Below are 17,599 nucleotides of genomic sequence, written 5' to 3'. Positions count from 1 at the left end.
ACGATATTCAGAAGAGAACATGTAAACTAAATGAATAATTTCCAGCCGATTGTCAGTAGACCGACGGTTAGGCAGTACCAGCCAAAATAGTGCAACTTACCGCGGGCAATAATCTTCAATAACCATTTCAAGGCGAAGAGCCCCACCAGAAAGGACACGAGCGCGCCTACTGCTAAAGGCATGAGGGAGACCGAACTTTTCGCTCCTTCTGAAAAGTAGTCTTTCAGCATCAGCAATGTCGCTCCACTAATCGCGGGAATGGCTATCAAGAAAGAGAACCGTGCAGCTTCCTCGCGAGAAATCCCCAGGAACAGGGCACTGGTGATCGTTGATCCTGATCGTGATATTCCCGGCAGAAGTGCAAATGCCTGAAACAATCCGATGATCGCTGCCTTCCAAATGGGCACCTCAATATCGGCAGGCGGCTCCGGATCCGATTTGCCTTGAAAGCGGGCTGACAGAAAGAGCAGCGCCGCCGTTACCAAAAGACAAACTCCCGCCACCATGGGAGTGGCCATCGCTTCCATCATATCTTTAATGGGAGTCAACGCGATGAGAACCAGTGGAGCCGTGGCGATCAGAATCGGCGACCAGGAGTTTGGTTGAAAGATCATCTTGAGGAGGATTTTTCGATAAACGATTACGATCGAAAGCAAGGTTCCTGCGTGCAGCGCGACATTCATCTGCAAGCTGGCTTCCGGGTCGAACTCCTCTCCCGTAAACGCTTTAATGATGTCCGCACAAATCACGAGGTGCCCGGATGAACTGATTGGCAGGAATTCAGCGATTCCCTGAATGACTCCCAACACAATTGCTTCCAGCAGATTCCCTGCCGACATATGCGATACTTTCTGTTTATCATAACCCGGGAGAAAACACGCATTCCGAGGAGCACCCCACTAATTCGCGCGTTTTAAACCTGACTCAATTCGTTTTTCTGCGGATAATCAACGCTCTGAGGACGCCTTACCCGTCAGCAACCATACTCAAATCCGATCCAGAGAATCAATCCAAACACATAACCGTTCTATTAAGTCCTCGGGAAAAGTCGTCGTTGAATCTGATTCCGATTTATACAGAATTGCTTCGTGTTTCATGTTCTGCAATTGCTCAACGACTTGTTCTAACTGTTTCTGCTGCTGAAAATCGCTTGCAGCTCCCAGAAAGAAACTGAGGTCCAATCCGGGTTCGGGTTCAGGGGGACGAGAGAGTATCAACGAATTAGATAGAGCCAGTCCAGCAACCTGTTCCGGTTGACGCAACACAAACTGAGTGGCAAAGCGGCTGCTGTCTCCCGTGCTGAAAACAACAGTTCGCCAGGGGTCAATAAAATAACGCTCGCGGACAGTCTCGATTAGTTCCTCAATGAATTCGAATTCTTCGTTACTCCAGCCTTCTTCTTCTGCCGCGAGGGGGGCGAGTAATATAATTCCCCGCTTATCACACTCCGCGCGAAATGCTTTCATCATCGGTGCTTCCATCGATTGACCGGCAGGATGTATCCAGACGAGTAGCGAATAAGGAAAATCTGGATTGTAGTCTTCGGGAACATAAGCCCAGAAACGATGTTTGAGTTCTTCCAGTTCTTCAGAAAGCCGCCCCGTCTTCGGGAACCCCTCGGGTAACGCGTTCGGATCAAGTGCGGGCACCAGAGCCGGTTCCAATTCGTCAGGGAGGGAAACTTTGTTTTTCGAGGCCAGCTTCAGCTTCAGTGACTGCTCTTCGCCATTCTGTAATACCACTACATCAACTTCATCATCGACGATATTAGACCCGATAAGCTCCTCCATCTGTGCGGAGCGTTCGATAGTTTCTTCATTAAATTTAATCAAACGATCTCCTGGCTTGATCCCCGCCTGATCTGCAGGACTGTCAGGGTAGACGTACCGAACTGCGATTCCTGGCTCAGCCGATCCTAACGATTTTCTCTCGGCCAGAATGCCGATGAACCCCGATTCATAAGGTAGTAATTCATCAACCAGAGTCGCTTCGACTGTTCTCGTTTCCTCTTTATTCTTGATACCGACTTGTAGCGTCTCGCCCGCGTAGCGCGTTCCCATTGCAAACTTAAAGTCGTTCTGAGTTTCGATGGGCAGATCGTTGATTTTGACGATCACATCTCCCTCCCCAATCCCAGCGTCTTCGGCTGGAGAACCGAAACGAACCTGCTCGACAGCTGCAGGGCCACCCATCGTTTCTCCTTTTTCAACCACCACACCAAGGAGTCCTCGCTTCAGCTCTTTGCCTGTTTTCATTTCATCCAGATGTTGTTGAATCGTGGGGAAAGAAACAGCGAAACCGATTCCCGAATCGTACCAGTCTGTACCTGCCTGTACGGTGTTATCATCCGGCGAAAGTGGAACCAGTATCCCCATGACACGGCCCTGGATATCAACCAGCGGACCACCATAGTTAACGGGGGAAATCTTGGCGTCGGTTTGAGCGACGGCTTTGCCCCAGACGCGGTTGAGTGCGCTGACGACGCCCACAGAGAGATTAGGAACCTCGGCGGAATACGTCTTCCCTAAAGCCAATGCCCATTGACCAACTTTAATCTCCTCCGCATCAACCGCAGGAGGGACGATTAATCCGCCCGTTTCAATTTTCAGTAAAGTTACTTTGAGGATTTCGTCTTGCGAGACGGTTTCTGCAGGAAATCGACGCCCATCAAATAGCTGAACGATAATTGAGCTCGGTTTTGAAAGAAAATGATAAGAACTCGTGATGATGTACCCATCAGGAGATACAACGACTCCTGTCGACGCTGCAGTGGAGGTGAGTTGTGATTGAACGACTTCCCTGCCGCCGACGGTTTCAATCCGAACCAGGGAAGGCGATACAGTCGCGACTGCTTCCTGAAAAGCTTGTTCTTCAAGTTTGATAAGCGACGGCTTGGATTCATTCTGCGCGGCATCCACCAAGGATGAGAAGGCGAGCAGTGAACCAACGATTAGGAAAAACAAAGTGAACCTACTCGTCGAGAGTCGAATTCGCGTACAGTGCAATTTGGAATCAGATCGCAGCATTTGTGTTCCGAGTTTCATCATTAAACTTTTAAACGGTCCTTAAACCCTCTGGTGAGTAATACATGCCCTTGTGTTACTGTCTCTAACACAGCCACAACAACACAGCCACAACCGAGTTTCAGGATGGGTTTTAATCTTCCCGAACCGGGACCGAGAATTCCAATGTCAGAATTTGATCACCCCGTCTGAGAATAATTTTAACGTCGTCAAATTCTTCCAGTCGGGCCATGACCTGCATTACATCCTCGATCGAGGGAACAATTTGGTCATTGATAAACAGAATGAGGTCGTCAGGTTGGATCCCGACTTCCGCAGCAGGCGTTTCACTGAGTACTCGATCCACATAGGCGGGTGTTCGAGCGACGACATCGGGAACGAGAATGAATCCCAGATCGCGAGTTTTAATTCGAGACTTAGGATCAACAGGTTCGTTGAGTGGATCCCCTTCTCGACCGTCATAGTTGCCCGCTTTCATCGCCGTGGCCGCTTTGGCAATCCCTTCAATGGGCATGGCGTAATGAACCCAGGTATTGGTTTCGCTGTTACGGAGTTCTTTTCCAATCATGGCGATGACCTGACCTTGATAGTCTGTCAGGACACCACCTGCTGCTCCCGAATTGTTCGTTGGTGCATCGACGATATAGACCGGCCCTGCAAAGGGGACTTCGTAAGAACCGCGACGTGCCTCCAGTTCCGTGCGAGAAGCGATAACACCGTGCATCACGGAAACCGGCTCGTTGCCCGTAGCTACTTTGAACATGTTACTAAAGGCGAGCACCCGTGTTCCTACATTGGCCGTGGTGATTTCTTCCAGATTAATGTGCGGAAGGTCATTAAAATCACCATCGAGTTTAAGCAAGGCGAGATCACGATGTGGATCGAAGTCGACTATTTGAGCCGTTAATCTCTGGCCATCTGCCAGAACAACGCGAACACGGTCTGTATCAAGTACGTGGGACCAGACGGTGACAAAATGTCCGTCTGACGAAATTAGAAATCCAGTGCCGTAACTTTCCAGACTACTGATTCCTCCTGCCCCAAAAATCTTGACCATGCAGGGGAGAATTTTATTGATCACGGGCGAAAGCCGATTTTCAGCCCGCGCCGACTGCGAAGCCGTGAAGGGAAGTATTACCCCCAATGTCAGTATTAGTGTTAGTGCGAGAGTCAGTGTCATCAGCAGATGGAAACGGAATTGTTGTTTCATTTCTGTTCCTCCACTTTGGCATCTTTGTTTTCCGAAGCTGCGGCTGGTTGGTTAACTTTGATTTCTTCCGTGTTCAGTGTCACCAGAGAAGTTCCTGAATAGGAGACTCGAATTTGCTCTGGGAAAAAGACCTGTTCATATTGCTGATAACTTCCGAACCTCAGCTCACAAGCTTCAATATCTTCCACACGCCGGGAATCGAGTCCCACAAGTTGCCCCGTTTCCTGATTGAATAACCAGCGGGATTCCATGTTCTCCCAAGTGGTGACCAATACGTCGACCAGCGGCCCCTCACCATCGAGGGGTTCGCTTCCCCAGTGGTAGTTGTCTGTAAACCCAGATGGTCCGTTCGTGAGCCAGACGCGAAGTTGATGCAGAGCGATCAATAGACCGCCGCTTGCTTCAGGTTCATCGATTCCCGCTTCACCCTGAAGTGGCTGCAAATAGATTCCTCTTCCGATGCGGAAACCAATCGCCGTTGGTGCCAGAACAAGTTCGTACTTGGCTCCTTTCGCTTCCGTACCCGTAACCACCCAAACCGATTTGTTTTGAGCAGCTTCCGTCATCTCAAGATTCTGCACCGTCGACCGGTAAGCCTGGAGCACTCGTTCCTGTTGAACGCGATTAAAATAGTAATTCGCGTATCCCGGTTTAGCTTCGTAAAGATGCTGATACTCTTCAGGACCTGTCGGTTGTTTTTCTACTTCTCCCATCGCGGGATGCATGCTCTTTTTCGGTTTGACAATTTCTGCCAGTTCTTGTTCGGAATGTAACGCCGGCAACCGCACCAGTATATTTTGAGTTTCTCCTTCCTGACGAAATGCCAACTTCACAGGCCACCCTTCCGGGAATATCCCGAGGATATTTTTGAACTGGTTGACGGAAGTCAGTGTTCTTCCTGCAATGGAAATGATCTCATCACGCGATTGCAAACCACGTCGATATACTGATTCTGTTTCGAGAATTTGGTCGACGTACAACGTACCATCTTCGTCCGAGACCAAAGTCGCCCCTAAAGTCGCGTGGTCGACAACTCGACCCGATTTGAGATGGTCGAGGAACATTTTGATTTGATTAATGGAGATCGCGTAGCCAGCACCGGTATTCACACGGCCTCGTTTTTCAAAGGAGGCCCGACCATTAATACCGATGACCTCACCTCGGTCATTAAAGAGTGGCCCACCCGAGTTCCCCGGGTTAATTGCGGCGTCGACTTGAATGCAATCCGTGTATTCCAAAAAGGTTCCTGCTGGATATTGATACCGATGCGTGCCGGATACAATTCCTAAACTTACCGAAGGACGATAATCTGCCGCCAGTAGAAAAGGGTTCCCGACGGTGTAAACTTCATCGCCGACCTGCACTTGATCGCTGTTCCCCAGCGGTGCATACGGAAAGTCCTCACGGCCGAGTAGTTTAATTAAGGCGACGTCGCCCGTCGGGTCGAGGCCCACCAGCACAGTGTCGTATAGCTTGCCATCATCCAGACCACATTTCATGAATGTGCCAGTTGCTTCGGTCACGTGGAAGTTGCTCAAGGCGTATCCGTCTGGCGAAATGAGAACACCGGAACCACCGCCGCCCCCTTTCGAGCCGAACACGCAAACGGTCGCTTTTGATATGGTTGCAACCGTTTCTATTCGCGCCTGCTCGGTCTCGATTACCTGCGGATCCACTGCCCAGGCTGAAGTTATGGTGATCGTACTGAAAATAGAGACGCAACCGAGCGTCAGCACAAGGCGTACGAACAGGTTTTGTTTTCCTTTATTACTCACTCGCGAAATCCTTTCGAACATTCGCCGTTCGATTTCAGGGAGATTCATTCTTATTTCAGGATTCGGGCATTTCCGAGAACCAGGTGGTCGCTGATGTCGAGATCATCGGCATAGTCGACAATGATTTTCAATGTGAGGGTATCGCTCAGGTCGATATCAATCTCACGAGGTTTATCCACGGGAGAGATAATCTCTTCAAACTTGGATTCGTCATCAGCAAGTATAGTCAGTTTGACTTTACCGACCCCTTTGGAGCGTATCTCTGCCGCGATCGCTTCATCGATTCCCACCGTCGCTTGAAAGCGGCTATATTTCCGGGCAAGTCGGTATTCGAGTTCCGTTCTGGAGTGAATCCATAACCCTTTGTCGAACTCTTCCTTGCCAATACGCAGTGGATCACCATCGACGTTCACATCGCGTTGATAGGTCCAAGTGAAATCTCCCCAGAAGGGTTTGTACTTCAAATCAGCCGGTTCGAGATCAGAGAGATAAACGATCTTTCCATGACTGAAGTCCAGTTTGGTTAGATGGCTTGTCTGGAAAACCAGACTTCCCCCTTGAACCAGGTCACCCTTCCAGGTATCTCCGGACAACTTCAGACTTTTGAGACCGACACTCCGTTTATTCACAAAAGTTGCTGAACAGAGACCATCGGGAATTTCTTCTTTTCGAGTCGCAAAAATGACACCGAATAATTTCTCCAGTGGAACTTCGACTTCCCGTTTATCCAGAAGCAATTGCAGTTTTCCCTCTTTGATCTCACCGACGACTGCTCGAATTCGGTCGAGCAAATCTCCTTTGCGTATGATGACCACATCTGCCGCATACTCTTTGGTCAGTAAATCTCGCCAGCTTCCCGCGACAACGTCGTCGAGAGGTTGAAAGAGAAGACTTCCTACGGAACTGGTAGGCAAACTCGCACGCTGGTAAAGTTCAGACTCAATTTTCAATGTTCGCGGATTCATCTCCAGAGTGGCCGCCGACAACCGAGAGCCATCTCGTAACGTCAGCTGAAATGGTTCCGCAGCGACACTCTCCGGCTCAGGAAACGAAATGGAAATGAGTTCAGACAGAGATACTTCCGCCGGTTCTCCCTCTCGTAATACCTTCACAGACTCTGGACTGATTGACTTGATCTCGACCGATGATTTTTCACCGCTCAACAAATGGAGATCCGCTGCAGAGAGAACGGAGAGCCCACTCGCGAAGAGGATAATTAAAGTCGATGTCAGTAATCTTTTCATACAACTACTCTCCGGCCGGCCGGGTGGCCAGCTTTCTGAAATAGCGTTCAATGGCTTGTTGGTAATGGGCGGGATAATTGCGGTCGATCAGACTGCGGGCACGGGCTTCCGCTTTGGGAGGAAGGTCCCCCCAGCTTCCCTGTTTTTTGAACTTCTTAGGATCCACTTCGCCCGGGGCCGTAGACCCTTTAATAATACTATCCTGAAGCGGTTGGATGGACCCCTGGTTCTGTTGGCCCCCCTGCCCCTGACCCGCACCCGCCTGCTGTTGTTGTTGCTGTTGTTTTTCGAGGTCTTCAATCATTTTGTCGAGCGAGTCCAGAATGTCCTTCTGTACTTTCTGTACCCGTCGCCCCGCGCGACCCAGCTCGAGACGACGCTCTGAATCTCCCATCTTGTGAGCAATCTCTCCAATGGATTCTTCTTCGAGGGACTCCAGTTCAATCTTCATTAACTCACCCACACGCGAGTAACGGGTAGGGATCTTTTCTGTCTGATCTAGTAATTCAGTCAATGACTCGAGTGCCGCTTCTCGCTTAAGGAGTTGTTGGGCACAGATCGATTTATAAAAGAAGTAACTTCCAGGATCGATGAGTTGTTCTGGTTTCAAAATGGCAAAGAGCTCCCAGGCCTCGTCGTATTCCATCGAACGAGTCAACGTCGAGGCAACATAGAGACTCACCTGAGAGAGCATGAAATGCTCGTCCGGTTTCTCGCTGGTGGAAGCTGCTGTTAGTTTCTCCAGTAATGCCTCGTACGATTCCATGTGGTTGTAAATCGAACCTACCGGAATTTTGCGCCATTCCTCAATTTCTGGGTTAACTAACAGACCAGATTCCAGCACTGTTTCTGTCAGGTGCTCGGGCGAAGCGGTTGACCAGAGTTGTTCGAACGCGGGCTTCCACTCTTCGTGTTCTGAGTGCGAGATCATCCAGTTGAGTGTTTGCGTTCGAACATCTTCCAGAGAGCTGTTGGTATAGATTGTCTCTGCATCAGCAAGAAGTAGATCGCCAGTCCCCATCACGGACAGAGTGACTAGACAGATGGCGCAACATCTCATCAGAATTCGATGAATGCTCTCGATTTGATCTCTGTTCACCCTCATTTCAGGTCTCCTACTGATTCTTTTCGGTGGCAATGTCGTATGTCGCCGCGCGGACTCGATCCTGTCGATCCGCCAGTTCGTCGAGTTGATCAACCAACTCCTGCTCTTCCACCTGCTCTCCAGTGATCAACGTACCGATCTGTGTTGTGCGGCGATTAATGCGATATTGAAGCGTGCGAAGCATTTTAAGTTCGGCGATTTTTTCGACCAAGCCTGGTTCGGGCGGTTGGCCGCCCCCTTGCTGCTGTCCCTGTTGTTGCTGTTCCGATTGTTTTTCCATTTCCTGCTGCAAGGTCGCAATAATTTCTTCGAGTGCCGTGGCGATGTCCTGCTCAACGGCCCGGGTAAAGTCTCCCACGTCTTCTTTCTGCAATCGTTTAACGACCAGTTGAATATCTTCGAGAAGTTGTTCGACCGCCTCCGGAAAAGCGACCGAGGATCCTTCTTCTCTCAAAAGGCTGAGTGCTTTTGCCGCTTCAAGTTCAACTGACTGTTCCTGCTGGGCCAGTTCCCGGACCTGTCCAAAATGACGGCTGGTCCATTGATCGGCAGGTGTTTGTGAAACCGTTTCCGTCCCGTCATTAACTGTTATCTGAATCGCCAGCATTTTTCGGAAGCGTGCTTCGAGAGATGCCAGAACGAGTTCCCGTTCTTCTTCCCGCAGCTGTCGCAGAATCTCTTCGAGCTTCTCTTTGGCTGCCAGCAGTTTTTCGAGTGCCTGACGTTGTTCTTCGGTCGCGTTCTCGCGTTGGTCTTTTTTCAACTCTTCAATCGCCTCGTCGAGGTCCTTCTGAGCCTCTTCGATCTCCTGACGTCCGGGCGTCTGATTCTGTTGTTGCTGCTCGTTCTGCTGCTGACCTTGTTGCTGCTGACCTTGTTGCTGCTGACCTTGTTGCTGCTGACCTTGTTGCTGCTGACCTTGTTGTTGCTGACCTTGTTGTTGCTGACCCTGTTGCGGATCACCTTGTTGCGGATCACCTTGTCTCGGATCACCTTGTCTCGGATCGCCTTGTTTCGGATCGCCTTGTTTCGGATCGCCCTGCTGACCATTTGGTTGTTGCGAATCAGATGGGGGAGATTCCTGATTTTCGGAGTCCTCGTTTTCGCCTTCAGAAGATTCTTTTGATTCTTCTTCGTCCCCGTTACGTTGCTGGTCCTGCTTTTTAATCTTGTCAGCTAACTTCTTATTCTGCTCGGCTATCTCGGCCTGTTTTTCACTGAGCCGTTCCATATCACCACCACGTTCAGTAGCGATACGCAAGTTTTTTTCCTTCGCCGCAATTTGTTTCAGATCTTTCAGAATCTCCTGAATCCGTTCCTGTTCGCTTTCAATCTCAGAAAGGCGATCCTGACTTTGCAGTAATTGGAACAGGGCTTCCAATACCTGGACGGCTTCCTCCTGACGGTCGAATGCTTCCCCCAGCTGTTGCTGTTCGAGCAACTGGGAGATCTGTTCCATCTGGTCGCTGATACGGTTTTGTTTACTCTGACCGATGGCACGCATTAGGAGCTCCGCCCGCTCCGGATCGGTTTTCCACATATACTGCGCCATCTGTTCGAGCATTTTTTCAAGACGTTGATAACGCACGGCGAGCAACTTCTGTCGCTCATTCAGTGGATCAGTTGGTGTGGCCTCATTCTGCGCAAGTGCAAAACTACCCGATAGCAGCGTAGCAAACACCAACGACAGGGCGACGATCTGCACGAAGCCTCTCCGTATGGCTAGATGCCTCTCTGGTCGAGCCGAATTCCAAGTTGAACAAAGCATATGCGAACTCCTGTCTGAGACCCTGTTTTGACTCCCATTAGGGAGAAGGTCTCGATGTTCCATTCTATGTTTCCGATGGACGTCTGGCTGCGTCAATTATTCGATTCCGAGCGACTTCAGCGAATCAATCAGGTTTTCCTTCTGTTGTTTTTCAGTTTCTTCTGAAAGATTCTTCTGCGTATCAATGATTTCCTTTAAATCCTGCAGTGCCTCGTGAAATTCGAGCAAATCTCGCATTTCTTCCAGAACGCCCCGCATTTCTGCCAGAATGCGGGCGGTGGTTCGGGTCACTTCCGTCAGTTCCGAGCGACCGGACCGACTTTCTTCGATGGCCAGTTTGAACAGACCAAGTTCGGCATCCAACTTGGGGAAACTCACTTCGTGAACCCGCCGCAGTGGGTCGGTAATGAGTTCCTGAATTCGTTCAATCATCTGGGCGGTGTCGACACCGTTATTTACTGACTCTTCCAGCAGGCTTTGGAACGACTCTTCCACAGCCCGGGTCTCGCTCCGGTTCTTTCGAATCTGAAATAACCCGCGTTGACCGGCCACAGCTAGTGACCGCTGGAATTGAACCTGCTGTTCGGCGGCACCACTATTAGCGAGCGATTCTTCTAGTTCATCGACTTGTTGTCGGGCGGCGTCAAAATCTCGCTCTGCTTTCTCCATCTCTTCGATGATTCGTTCGAATCGTCGGCGAAGGTTCAATTCCTTATTGTAGAGTAACGACAGTAGTTCGTCCGTATCGACGATATTGAAAACATACTGTTGGCTACGTGATTCGTGGGGTCCGTTGATCGTGTCTCCATCCTCGGCATACACAGTTAATGTCAAACGTTGGCCGATACTCAGATCAAGAGGAAGAACCTCGAACAGTTCGTAGTCTTCGGACTCGCTTCTTTCCAGTATATATTCTACTGGGCTATCGTTGGGTCGACTGCGGAAAGGACGCGGTTGCCATTTTTCTTCTTCTTCCACACGGTATTCAAACCGGGCTTTAACGACACCATAATCGTCGCGAATCAGCCCCTGTACTGGTATGACCGCTTTACGAGTAATTGAATTACTGATCCCCTGCAGTTCCGTCTCGATGAGTGGGGCTTCGTCCTCTATGCCTGTGATATTTAACCGAATGGGCTGATCGGAAATGACTCCATCGACGTCTTCCAGAACAATGCGGATTAGCGCACTCGGTCCGAACCTGGCCGGGATGTTGGGTTCATCGCCATTCTCGACTGTCTTCGAGAGTACGAAAGGGAAGGACAACAGGCGTGAGTCTGGGAAGATGCCCGCTTCAGGTGGTAAATTAAGTGACTGGGCGGGTTGCGGTTCACCTTCTTCACGTAAAGGCGTCCAAGTGGTCTGTTCGGGATCAAGGTTGACTTCAAAATGGTCGGTTCGAATCGATGCTCGAACGAGTGATTTGTTTGATTTACAGTTCAACAGAAACTTCGTTTCATGCGGAATGGAGATCTGACTTCCCTGTACTTTTAGCATTTCCAGTTGAGGTTGCCCATCGCGACCAATGGGAGCCAACCGGGTGTACTCGGGGTAATCACACTCGAGAGCTATCTCTTCGATCTGAGGAGGTTCCACCAGTCGTACGTGATACGATTCCGGGCTGCGGTAGTCGCCTCCCTGTACGTCAAATTCCAGATCATGTAGCAGCTTGGTGAAGGTATACTGAAACTCGCGATCTCCCGTGCGGTTGAGCACGATGTAACTGCTTTCATCGTGAGAGGTCAGGTCCAGCCGAACACGTTCGGGAATAACCCATGGCTCGCCATCCGGATTAATTCCTTCCGGCACGGTCACCAGCACAACCAGATCTCGTCCGCGAGCGTGTTTGTATTCGCGATTGCTGTCGAATTCCCGGACTTGATCACTCGGTTGAGCGACCACTTGAACTTCAAGTTGCGTATTCCGTTCCCAGTAACTTGGGGCGAGGTCGACGTAAGCGTTTTTCCAGCGAGCGGCCGCTTCTTGATTCATTACCAGGAATACGAGAACTGATAGCGTCACTGCCACTGCGGTGATGATACCACGCTGTATTGGGCGTCGTTCAAAGACATCGGTGATCGGTAACTGTTTGATCTGCTGCCCCACTTCGCGAACTGTCCGGCCGAGCATCTGCCGCGTCAATTCCGGAAGCGAGGACTGATCGTCTTGTAGAAATTCGACAGTGGTAATCAGACGATCGTTCAGTTGGGGAAATCGACGTTCCAGCACCAGGGCCAGCGACCGCGATTGCATCTGACGGAATAGGGGCCAGATCGACCAGAGTAAGAAGACCGGCAGTCCAACGAAACTCGCCCCCAACAGAAACTTTCGAAAACCAACGGACAACTCCAGGTTAGTTGCCATGAAGTAAAGTTGGTCGACCAGAAGGGAAAGCCAGAAGAGTCCGCCTAAAAGAATCACCAAGCGGGAGACCGAAATCGCGGTGATGTAATTGCGTATGCGTTGCCGCAATTGCGCAAGAACCCCCCAGACAGTCTCCCGGAGTTCGTCCGGTGTCGTGCGAGTTGTCTCTGGTTCGGCGGACATAGGTTGATCACTCACGTTAATTCAGTTCACGTTCAGTCGAGGTATTTTGACTGGTTTGATTTTCAGTGTATATTCTTTAGTTAAAATCGGACCCGTTGAGATCAGGCCAGCTTATAAATCTTACGAATCAGCCATTCGACTCCGAGGAAACCGACAAGCAGGAATAAAACCCAGCGGCGGTCCCACAACGTTAACAGGCTTTCGTCCACAAGAAACTCTTCTCCCCGGTTAGGGAACTGAGCGACCAGGTCGGAATTTGCCTGATTGAGAGTCAAATAGGTTCCTCCCGTATCACGAGCGAGATCGGAGAGAAGAGCAACTTTCTGGCGCGGATCATCGGATTCGAGATTGGGCAGTCGGACGTCAATTTTCTCCACCAGAGGTTCGTTTGAATCTGGAATTTCGACTTGTAGTTGATGAGTTCCAGGAAGGCTGGCCCGGTATTCGCCAACAAATTGCCCTGGTAGTTCGGGGTGTGGTTTGAGTGGGACCGTGAAGGTTTTTGAATTATGGTCGAGTACCAGAACATCTAATGGAACAGACGCAGCCTGGTAAGGTTCCAATTGAGGGGTCAGCAACTTGACCCGTAGACGAACCGTCTGACCAAGCAGATATTGTGATCGTTCCAGTAGTATCGTTCCCCGAGGATTTCCCCGGCGGGCGCGACCCTGTTGAACCTCTCGGATGGTTTTCGTCCAGAATCGATCGAGGTACTCGTAGTCGACTGATCGCAAACGCCAAAGCTCGGCGCTTCCAATATACAACACGTATCCCGAACCGAAAAACTGGGACGCCATGAAGACGGGTTGACCGTCCGAAGTTTGGCTTCGAGGATCGGAATGGCGGGCGTAGATGGTTGCCCCCGCTTTGACGCCGTTCGTCGGATAAGTTCGGTAGATACCGGGGAACTCGGACCAGTCCGCCTCGGCTCCTTTACCATCTTCGTTGAGTTGTAAAAATCCAGCCGACTGACCATCTTCGGTCAATGCCAGTTGCCAGGCTTGCTGGGCCCGATTGCCGATTCCGATACCACTCAATTGAGTTCCCAGAATGACGGGGGCAAGTTCTTTAATCAAACCGAGGTCCGATTCATCCCGTGCAAGAATCGGAGTGTTCACATCTCCCGCGATCAGGATCAATCCTCCCGCTTGTTCGGCCACCCATTTATGCAGCAGTTCCAACTGGGCCTGCGTAAATTGTTTCCAGTCGGCATCGAAGGCAACAATCGCGTCGTACTCAATTAAGTCGACCGCCGAGTTTGGAAATGATGTTAATAGTTCATTCGACTCCTGACTGACCATTCCCGCTGTCGTTGGATCGATGCTTTGCAGCCAGACATCGGTGGTCATTCCCGGATGGCGAAAAAGCATATTACGAACAAACCGATAGTCACGCATCGGACCGCTGGCGATCAACAGGACTTTCGTTTTCTTATCTTCAACCGTAACTGATCGACGCAAAATATTATCGTCTTCGGTAATCTCCGACCGTTCGGCAGATACAGATCCACGAATCAAGTATTCGAAGGCACCGACCACGGTCGGGTTCTGTTCGAATTGAACTTCTACGGGAAGGCCGTCTTCCAACAGCTGAACTTCTTTAGTTTCAATGAGTGCTGGTTCTTCGTCGATTTGACTTTCCGGTCGCATCAATAGTTCCAACTTGGCTGTCTTTCCCGCCAAGCCGAAGCTCTGCAGAAAGACAGTCAGTTCGAAGGGGTCTTTAATGTGAACCTGCGATGGTGCCTGCACTTTGGTCAGTTGCAGATTGAGCGGTTGGGCCGTACCGCCCACACCCACAGAAACGATTCGAGAGTTCGTCGCTCGCGACATTTCATTGGCGGTGTCGACAGAAATACCCGCATTCGCTCCTCCGTCAGAGAAGACGGCTACGCCGGAAAACGTCTTGCCTCCTGCATCACGCATCAGATTGACTAAGGATTCTCCGAGACGGGTTTCGACTCCTTGTGGTTGCAGGATTTCCTCCCAATTGAGAGGTGCTGCCGCTTGCACCTGGTTCTCAGTTCCGCTTGCTGCTCCGGGAACTTCTGTAGATGAATTGTCGCCCGCCTCCGTCGAATTTGTCCCCCCTGTTCCGGGGGCTTGACCTCGACGATCAAAGCTGGGGAAAACTTGGTGAGGACCATGCAATTCTGTGTCGAACGTATACAGACTGACCTCGTGCTCTGCCTGTAGCTCTTTCAAAATATTCGAATCACCCAACAGTTGTTCGACAACTTCCGCTCGGCTGGATTGAGTGGAATCGTCGGAGGTATCGTTTTCAGAAAGATCTTCTTCAGGAAACCGCATGGACAAAGATGTATCGACCAGTAACGCAACTCGCGAAGGGCGGAAGGCCATTTTCTGCGTTCGTTCCTGCGGATTCAGGGCGATGACGATCAGCCCGGCAATCAGCAGTAATCTCAACGTTCCCATCGCCAGACAAACCCAGCGAGGTAAGCTACGAGTATCACGCCAGGTGAGGAAGAGCGAGAGAGCGATGATCAGCAGGATTCCCCCACCGTAAATGGCCCACTCTCCGGGACCACTCGGCCAGTTGAATTCGAGCGCACTCCAGTCATCGCTGGATACCGGCTCGTTCATGGTTTGGGAAAATAACCAGTTCATCGTGTCTGTTTAACCGCTTGAGGGTGATAACTCATGTGATAGGCCATCCACTGTTCCAACAGCAGAAAGATAAGTAAGGCAATTAATAAAAACTTCCTGATGTCCTGACCTGCTTCTTCTTCCTTCAGTCCCTGCAATTCGCCCGGTTCATGAATACGGATATTGTCGTATTCTCCGCTGGCCGAGAAGAGCTTGGCAGTCTCCATGATGTCGAGACGGCTCTCCTTTTCAGGGACGTTGTACGCCAACCAACGTTCTTCTTTTGTCTGGTTTTGGGTCAACAATTCGACTTGATAAACACCGGGCGAAGCCGTCTCTTTGAATTGAGCGGATAACAGTAGATCGCTACCAGTTGCGGTCCCCTCTGCATCTCCATTCTCACTTCCAGAACGAGCGACCGCCTGCAGTCGGGTACGTCGCTTGCCAGTCTCTTCGGGAACGAGAATGTCGATCTGCTCCATGTAGTCGACGGCGGGTAAATCCAGATCGATCGGTTCGCCGACTTCTCGTGAAGCGAACTCGGACTGTTGCCGGGCGATGTATTTCTGTAGTTCCAATTGAAAAATGACGTAACTCGGGTTTAATGCCCAGTTGTTCCATTCGGGGCCGGCCGTGGAAAGGAATGTGACGATCTTTCCGCTTTCGGCTGAAAGCTGATGTTCCAACGCGAAGGGAGCCCCATTTCGCAATCGGGCAATGACCTGTACTCCTTCAGTCGATTCTGCGTCCTGAGCATCCCAACCGAGCAATACTGGGAAATAAGTCTCGACCCGAACCATGTCGACGAACGGATTATCTTGACCTTCCATCACTTTGAAGATGGGGTGTGGATCGAACTGCAAGTCGGCAATATTCTGTTCGTCGAACTGATCGAAATCGAGTTCGACCAGATTTTCGCTCGTCGGTTCCAGCGGAACAGGGAACAGGATCGGTTCGCCGTTCGAAAGATTGTTACTAGATAGTTTATCATTGTAAAAAACGGGATTCACAGACTGCCCCAGGAACCAGGCCAGCCCGCCCCCCTGCTCTACATATTTTCGCAGAGCTGCAACGGCATCGAGCGAGAGTTCCCCCACGTCAAGCAGGTAAATACAGGAGAACCGGTCGAGCGTTTCCAGACGGAGGAACTCGGGGGTTTCGAGACGAACATCAATCCCCGTGAGGTTAGAATCGGCGGCCAGAGAATCGGCGACGTACTCCGCTCCCATTTGGCTGGGAGAACCATCAATGATCAGGACCGACACCCGCTGTGAGAGATCCAAAGCCAGATACCGGCGGTTGTCGGCAGAGAGAATGTCTTCTTCGAGGCGGACTTCGAGTTGATGTTTTCCCGCTTCCGGCAAGGTGACGTCAAATTCTTTGACTTGAGCCTCTCCGGCGTTAATCTGTTCGAGTTCCAGACTCATCGGGAGTTTTTCACCATCAGCAAAAACCGTTAATCGGACATTTCGAGCGACCGTTTCGCCAAAGTTTTGTACGGTCGTTTTCAACCGGACAGGGACTCCTGCAGCAGCAATGTGAACGTCACCTTCAAAACCGGTCAGGGCAAGATTGTCCTGACGGGAATTGGTGGTGCGGATCAGATTAATCGAGACATCGGCACTGTTCAGTTTTTCAAACTGTTCGGCAAGTGGTTGAGGCGTTGCCCAGTCCGCCTCGCGGAAGTCGGATATGAAATGCAGATGCTGCTGCATTCCTTTTTCCTGCTGGAACAATTCCCAGGCAGCTTCCAGACTGGCGCGCAAATCGGGCGAACCGTAGCCACTTTTGAGATTTTCGAGACGGGTTTCCAACTCATTCAGGAAAGCGTCATTTAACGTCTGTTTATAAAAAATCGGTTGCTGTGGGTTCGAAAGCCTCAGCAGGCTCAGTTGTATTGTATTGGGGCGTTTCCCCCCTTCGGCTGCTAATTCGCGAACAACCTCTAGGCCTGCCTGAAAGGCATCTTCTTCCTGCAGTTGTTCGCGCATCGAACCACTATCGTCCAGTAAGACGACGTGGTGTGATTGAGCCCCCTGAAACAGGGCCATCTCCGATGGGTCAATCACTAACCGGGCAATAAGAGCAATCAGTAAACAGACGACGATGATACGGAGCAAAAGCAGCAGGAGTTGTTCGAGTAGAAGGCGACGGCGATTTTTTTTCTGGCTCTGCAGCAGGAATTCCATCGCCGCGAATCGGACGCGACGATACCGCATCCGATTGATCAAATGAATGATAATCGGAATCGCCAGCAGCAACGCTCCCCAAGGGAGAACGAAGGAGGGATTAAAAAAATGTTGTGCCAACCAGCTCATCAT

The 17,599-nt window shown here is 50.7% G+C and carries 10 protein-coding genes; all 10 read right to left on the bottom strand.

Annotated elements, in window-relative coordinates; genetic code table 11:
- Window positions 1-26 precede the first annotated feature (26 nt).
- On the bottom strand, window positions 27-839 hold the full coding sequence (locus tag Pla110_RS06820) for an undecaprenyl-diphosphate phosphatase (RefSeq protein WP_144994527.1): 813 nt from the start codon (window positions 837-839) through the stop codon (window positions 27-29).
- A 147-nt stretch (window positions 840-986) separates the two neighbouring features.
- A complete protein-coding gene (locus tag Pla110_RS06815; RefSeq protein WP_197440557.1) occupies window positions 987-2,963 on the bottom strand; it encodes a PDZ domain-containing protein in 1,977 nt (658 codons plus the stop codon).
- A 193-nt stretch (window positions 2,964-3,156) separates the two neighbouring features.
- Window positions 3,157-4,233, bottom strand: a complete 1,077-nt coding sequence (locus Pla110_RS06810) for a S1C family serine protease (RefSeq protein ID WP_144994522.1) — start codon at window positions 4,231-4,233, stop codon at window positions 3,157-3,159.
- Window positions 4,230-6,008 (bottom strand): trypsin-like peptidase domain-containing protein, encoded by a 1,779-nt coding sequence (locus Pla110_RS06805; RefSeq protein ID WP_197440556.1) that lies wholly within the window; start codon window positions 6,006-6,008, stop codon window positions 4,230-4,232. The genes Pla110_RS06810 and Pla110_RS06805 overlap by 4 nt, the downstream gene beginning before the upstream one ends.
- Before the next feature lie 50 nt (window positions 6,009-6,058).
- On the bottom strand, window positions 6,059-7,252 hold the full coding sequence (locus Pla110_RS06800; RefSeq protein WP_144994518.1) for an NPCBM/NEW2 domain-containing protein: 1,194 nt from the start codon (window positions 7,250-7,252) through the stop codon (window positions 6,059-6,061).
- A gap of 4 nt (window positions 7,253-7,256) precedes the next feature.
- A complete protein-coding gene (locus Pla110_RS06795) occupies window positions 7,257-8,357 on the bottom strand; it encodes a hypothetical protein (RefSeq protein ID WP_144994516.1) in 1,101 nt (366 codons plus the stop codon).
- Window positions 8,358-8,367: 10 nt separating this feature from the next.
- On the bottom strand, window positions 8,368-10,062 hold the full coding sequence (locus tag Pla110_RS22585; RefSeq protein WP_197440555.1) for a hypothetical protein: 1,695 nt from the start codon (window positions 10,060-10,062) through the stop codon (window positions 8,368-8,370).
- A 159-nt stretch (window positions 10,063-10,221) separates the two neighbouring features.
- On the bottom strand, window positions 10,222-12,687 hold the full coding sequence (locus Pla110_RS06780) for a hypothetical protein (RefSeq protein ID WP_144994512.1): 2,466 nt from the start codon (window positions 12,685-12,687) through the stop codon (window positions 10,222-10,224).
- An 86-nt stretch (window positions 12,688-12,773) separates the two neighbouring features.
- Window positions 12,774-15,299 (bottom strand): hypothetical protein, encoded by a 2,526-nt coding sequence (locus Pla110_RS06775; RefSeq protein ID WP_144994510.1) that lies wholly within the window; start codon window positions 15,297-15,299, stop codon window positions 12,774-12,776.
- Entirely contained in the window at window positions 15,296-17,599 is a 2,304-nt protein-coding gene (locus Pla110_RS06770) for a BatA domain-containing protein (protein ID WP_144994508.1), read from the bottom strand. Before Pla110_RS06770 ends, Pla110_RS06775 begins: the two co-directional genes overlap by 4 nt.

This window comes from Polystyrenella longa, assembly GCF_007750395.1.
In the GTDB taxonomy this organism is placed as follows: domain Bacteria; phylum Planctomycetota; class Planctomycetia; order Planctomycetales; family Planctomycetaceae; genus Polystyrenella; species Polystyrenella longa.
Note: the sequence above shows the minus strand (reverse complement) of the source record. Positions and strands in the feature narration are given on the sequence as shown.

What these genes read in the sequence shown, in the direction of transcription:
- Pla110_RS06795 (WP_144994516.1), bottom strand. Translation starts at nt 8,357, where the DNA reads ATGAGGGTGAACAGAGATCAAATCGAGAGCATTCATCGAATTCTGATG.
- Pla110_RS06800 (WP_144994518.1), bottom strand. Translation starts at nt 7,252, where the DNA reads ATGAAAAGATTACTGACATCGACTTTAATTATCCTCTTCGCGAGTGGG.
- Pla110_RS06810 (WP_144994522.1), bottom strand. Translation starts at nt 4,233, where the DNA reads ATGAAACAACAATTCCGTTTCCATCTGCTGATGACACTGACTCTCGCA.
- Pla110_RS06770 (WP_144994508.1), bottom strand. Translation starts at nt 17,599, where the DNA reads ATGATGAGCTGGTTGGCACAACATTTTTTTAATCCCTCCTTCGTTCTC.
- Pla110_RS06775 (WP_144994510.1), bottom strand. Translation starts at nt 15,299, where the DNA reads ATGAACTGGTTATTTTCCCAAACCATGAACGAGCCGGTATCCAGCGAT.
- Pla110_RS06820 (WP_144994527.1), bottom strand. Translation starts at nt 839, where the DNA reads ATGTCGGCAGGGAATCTGCTGGAAGCAATTGTGTTGGGAGTCATTCAG.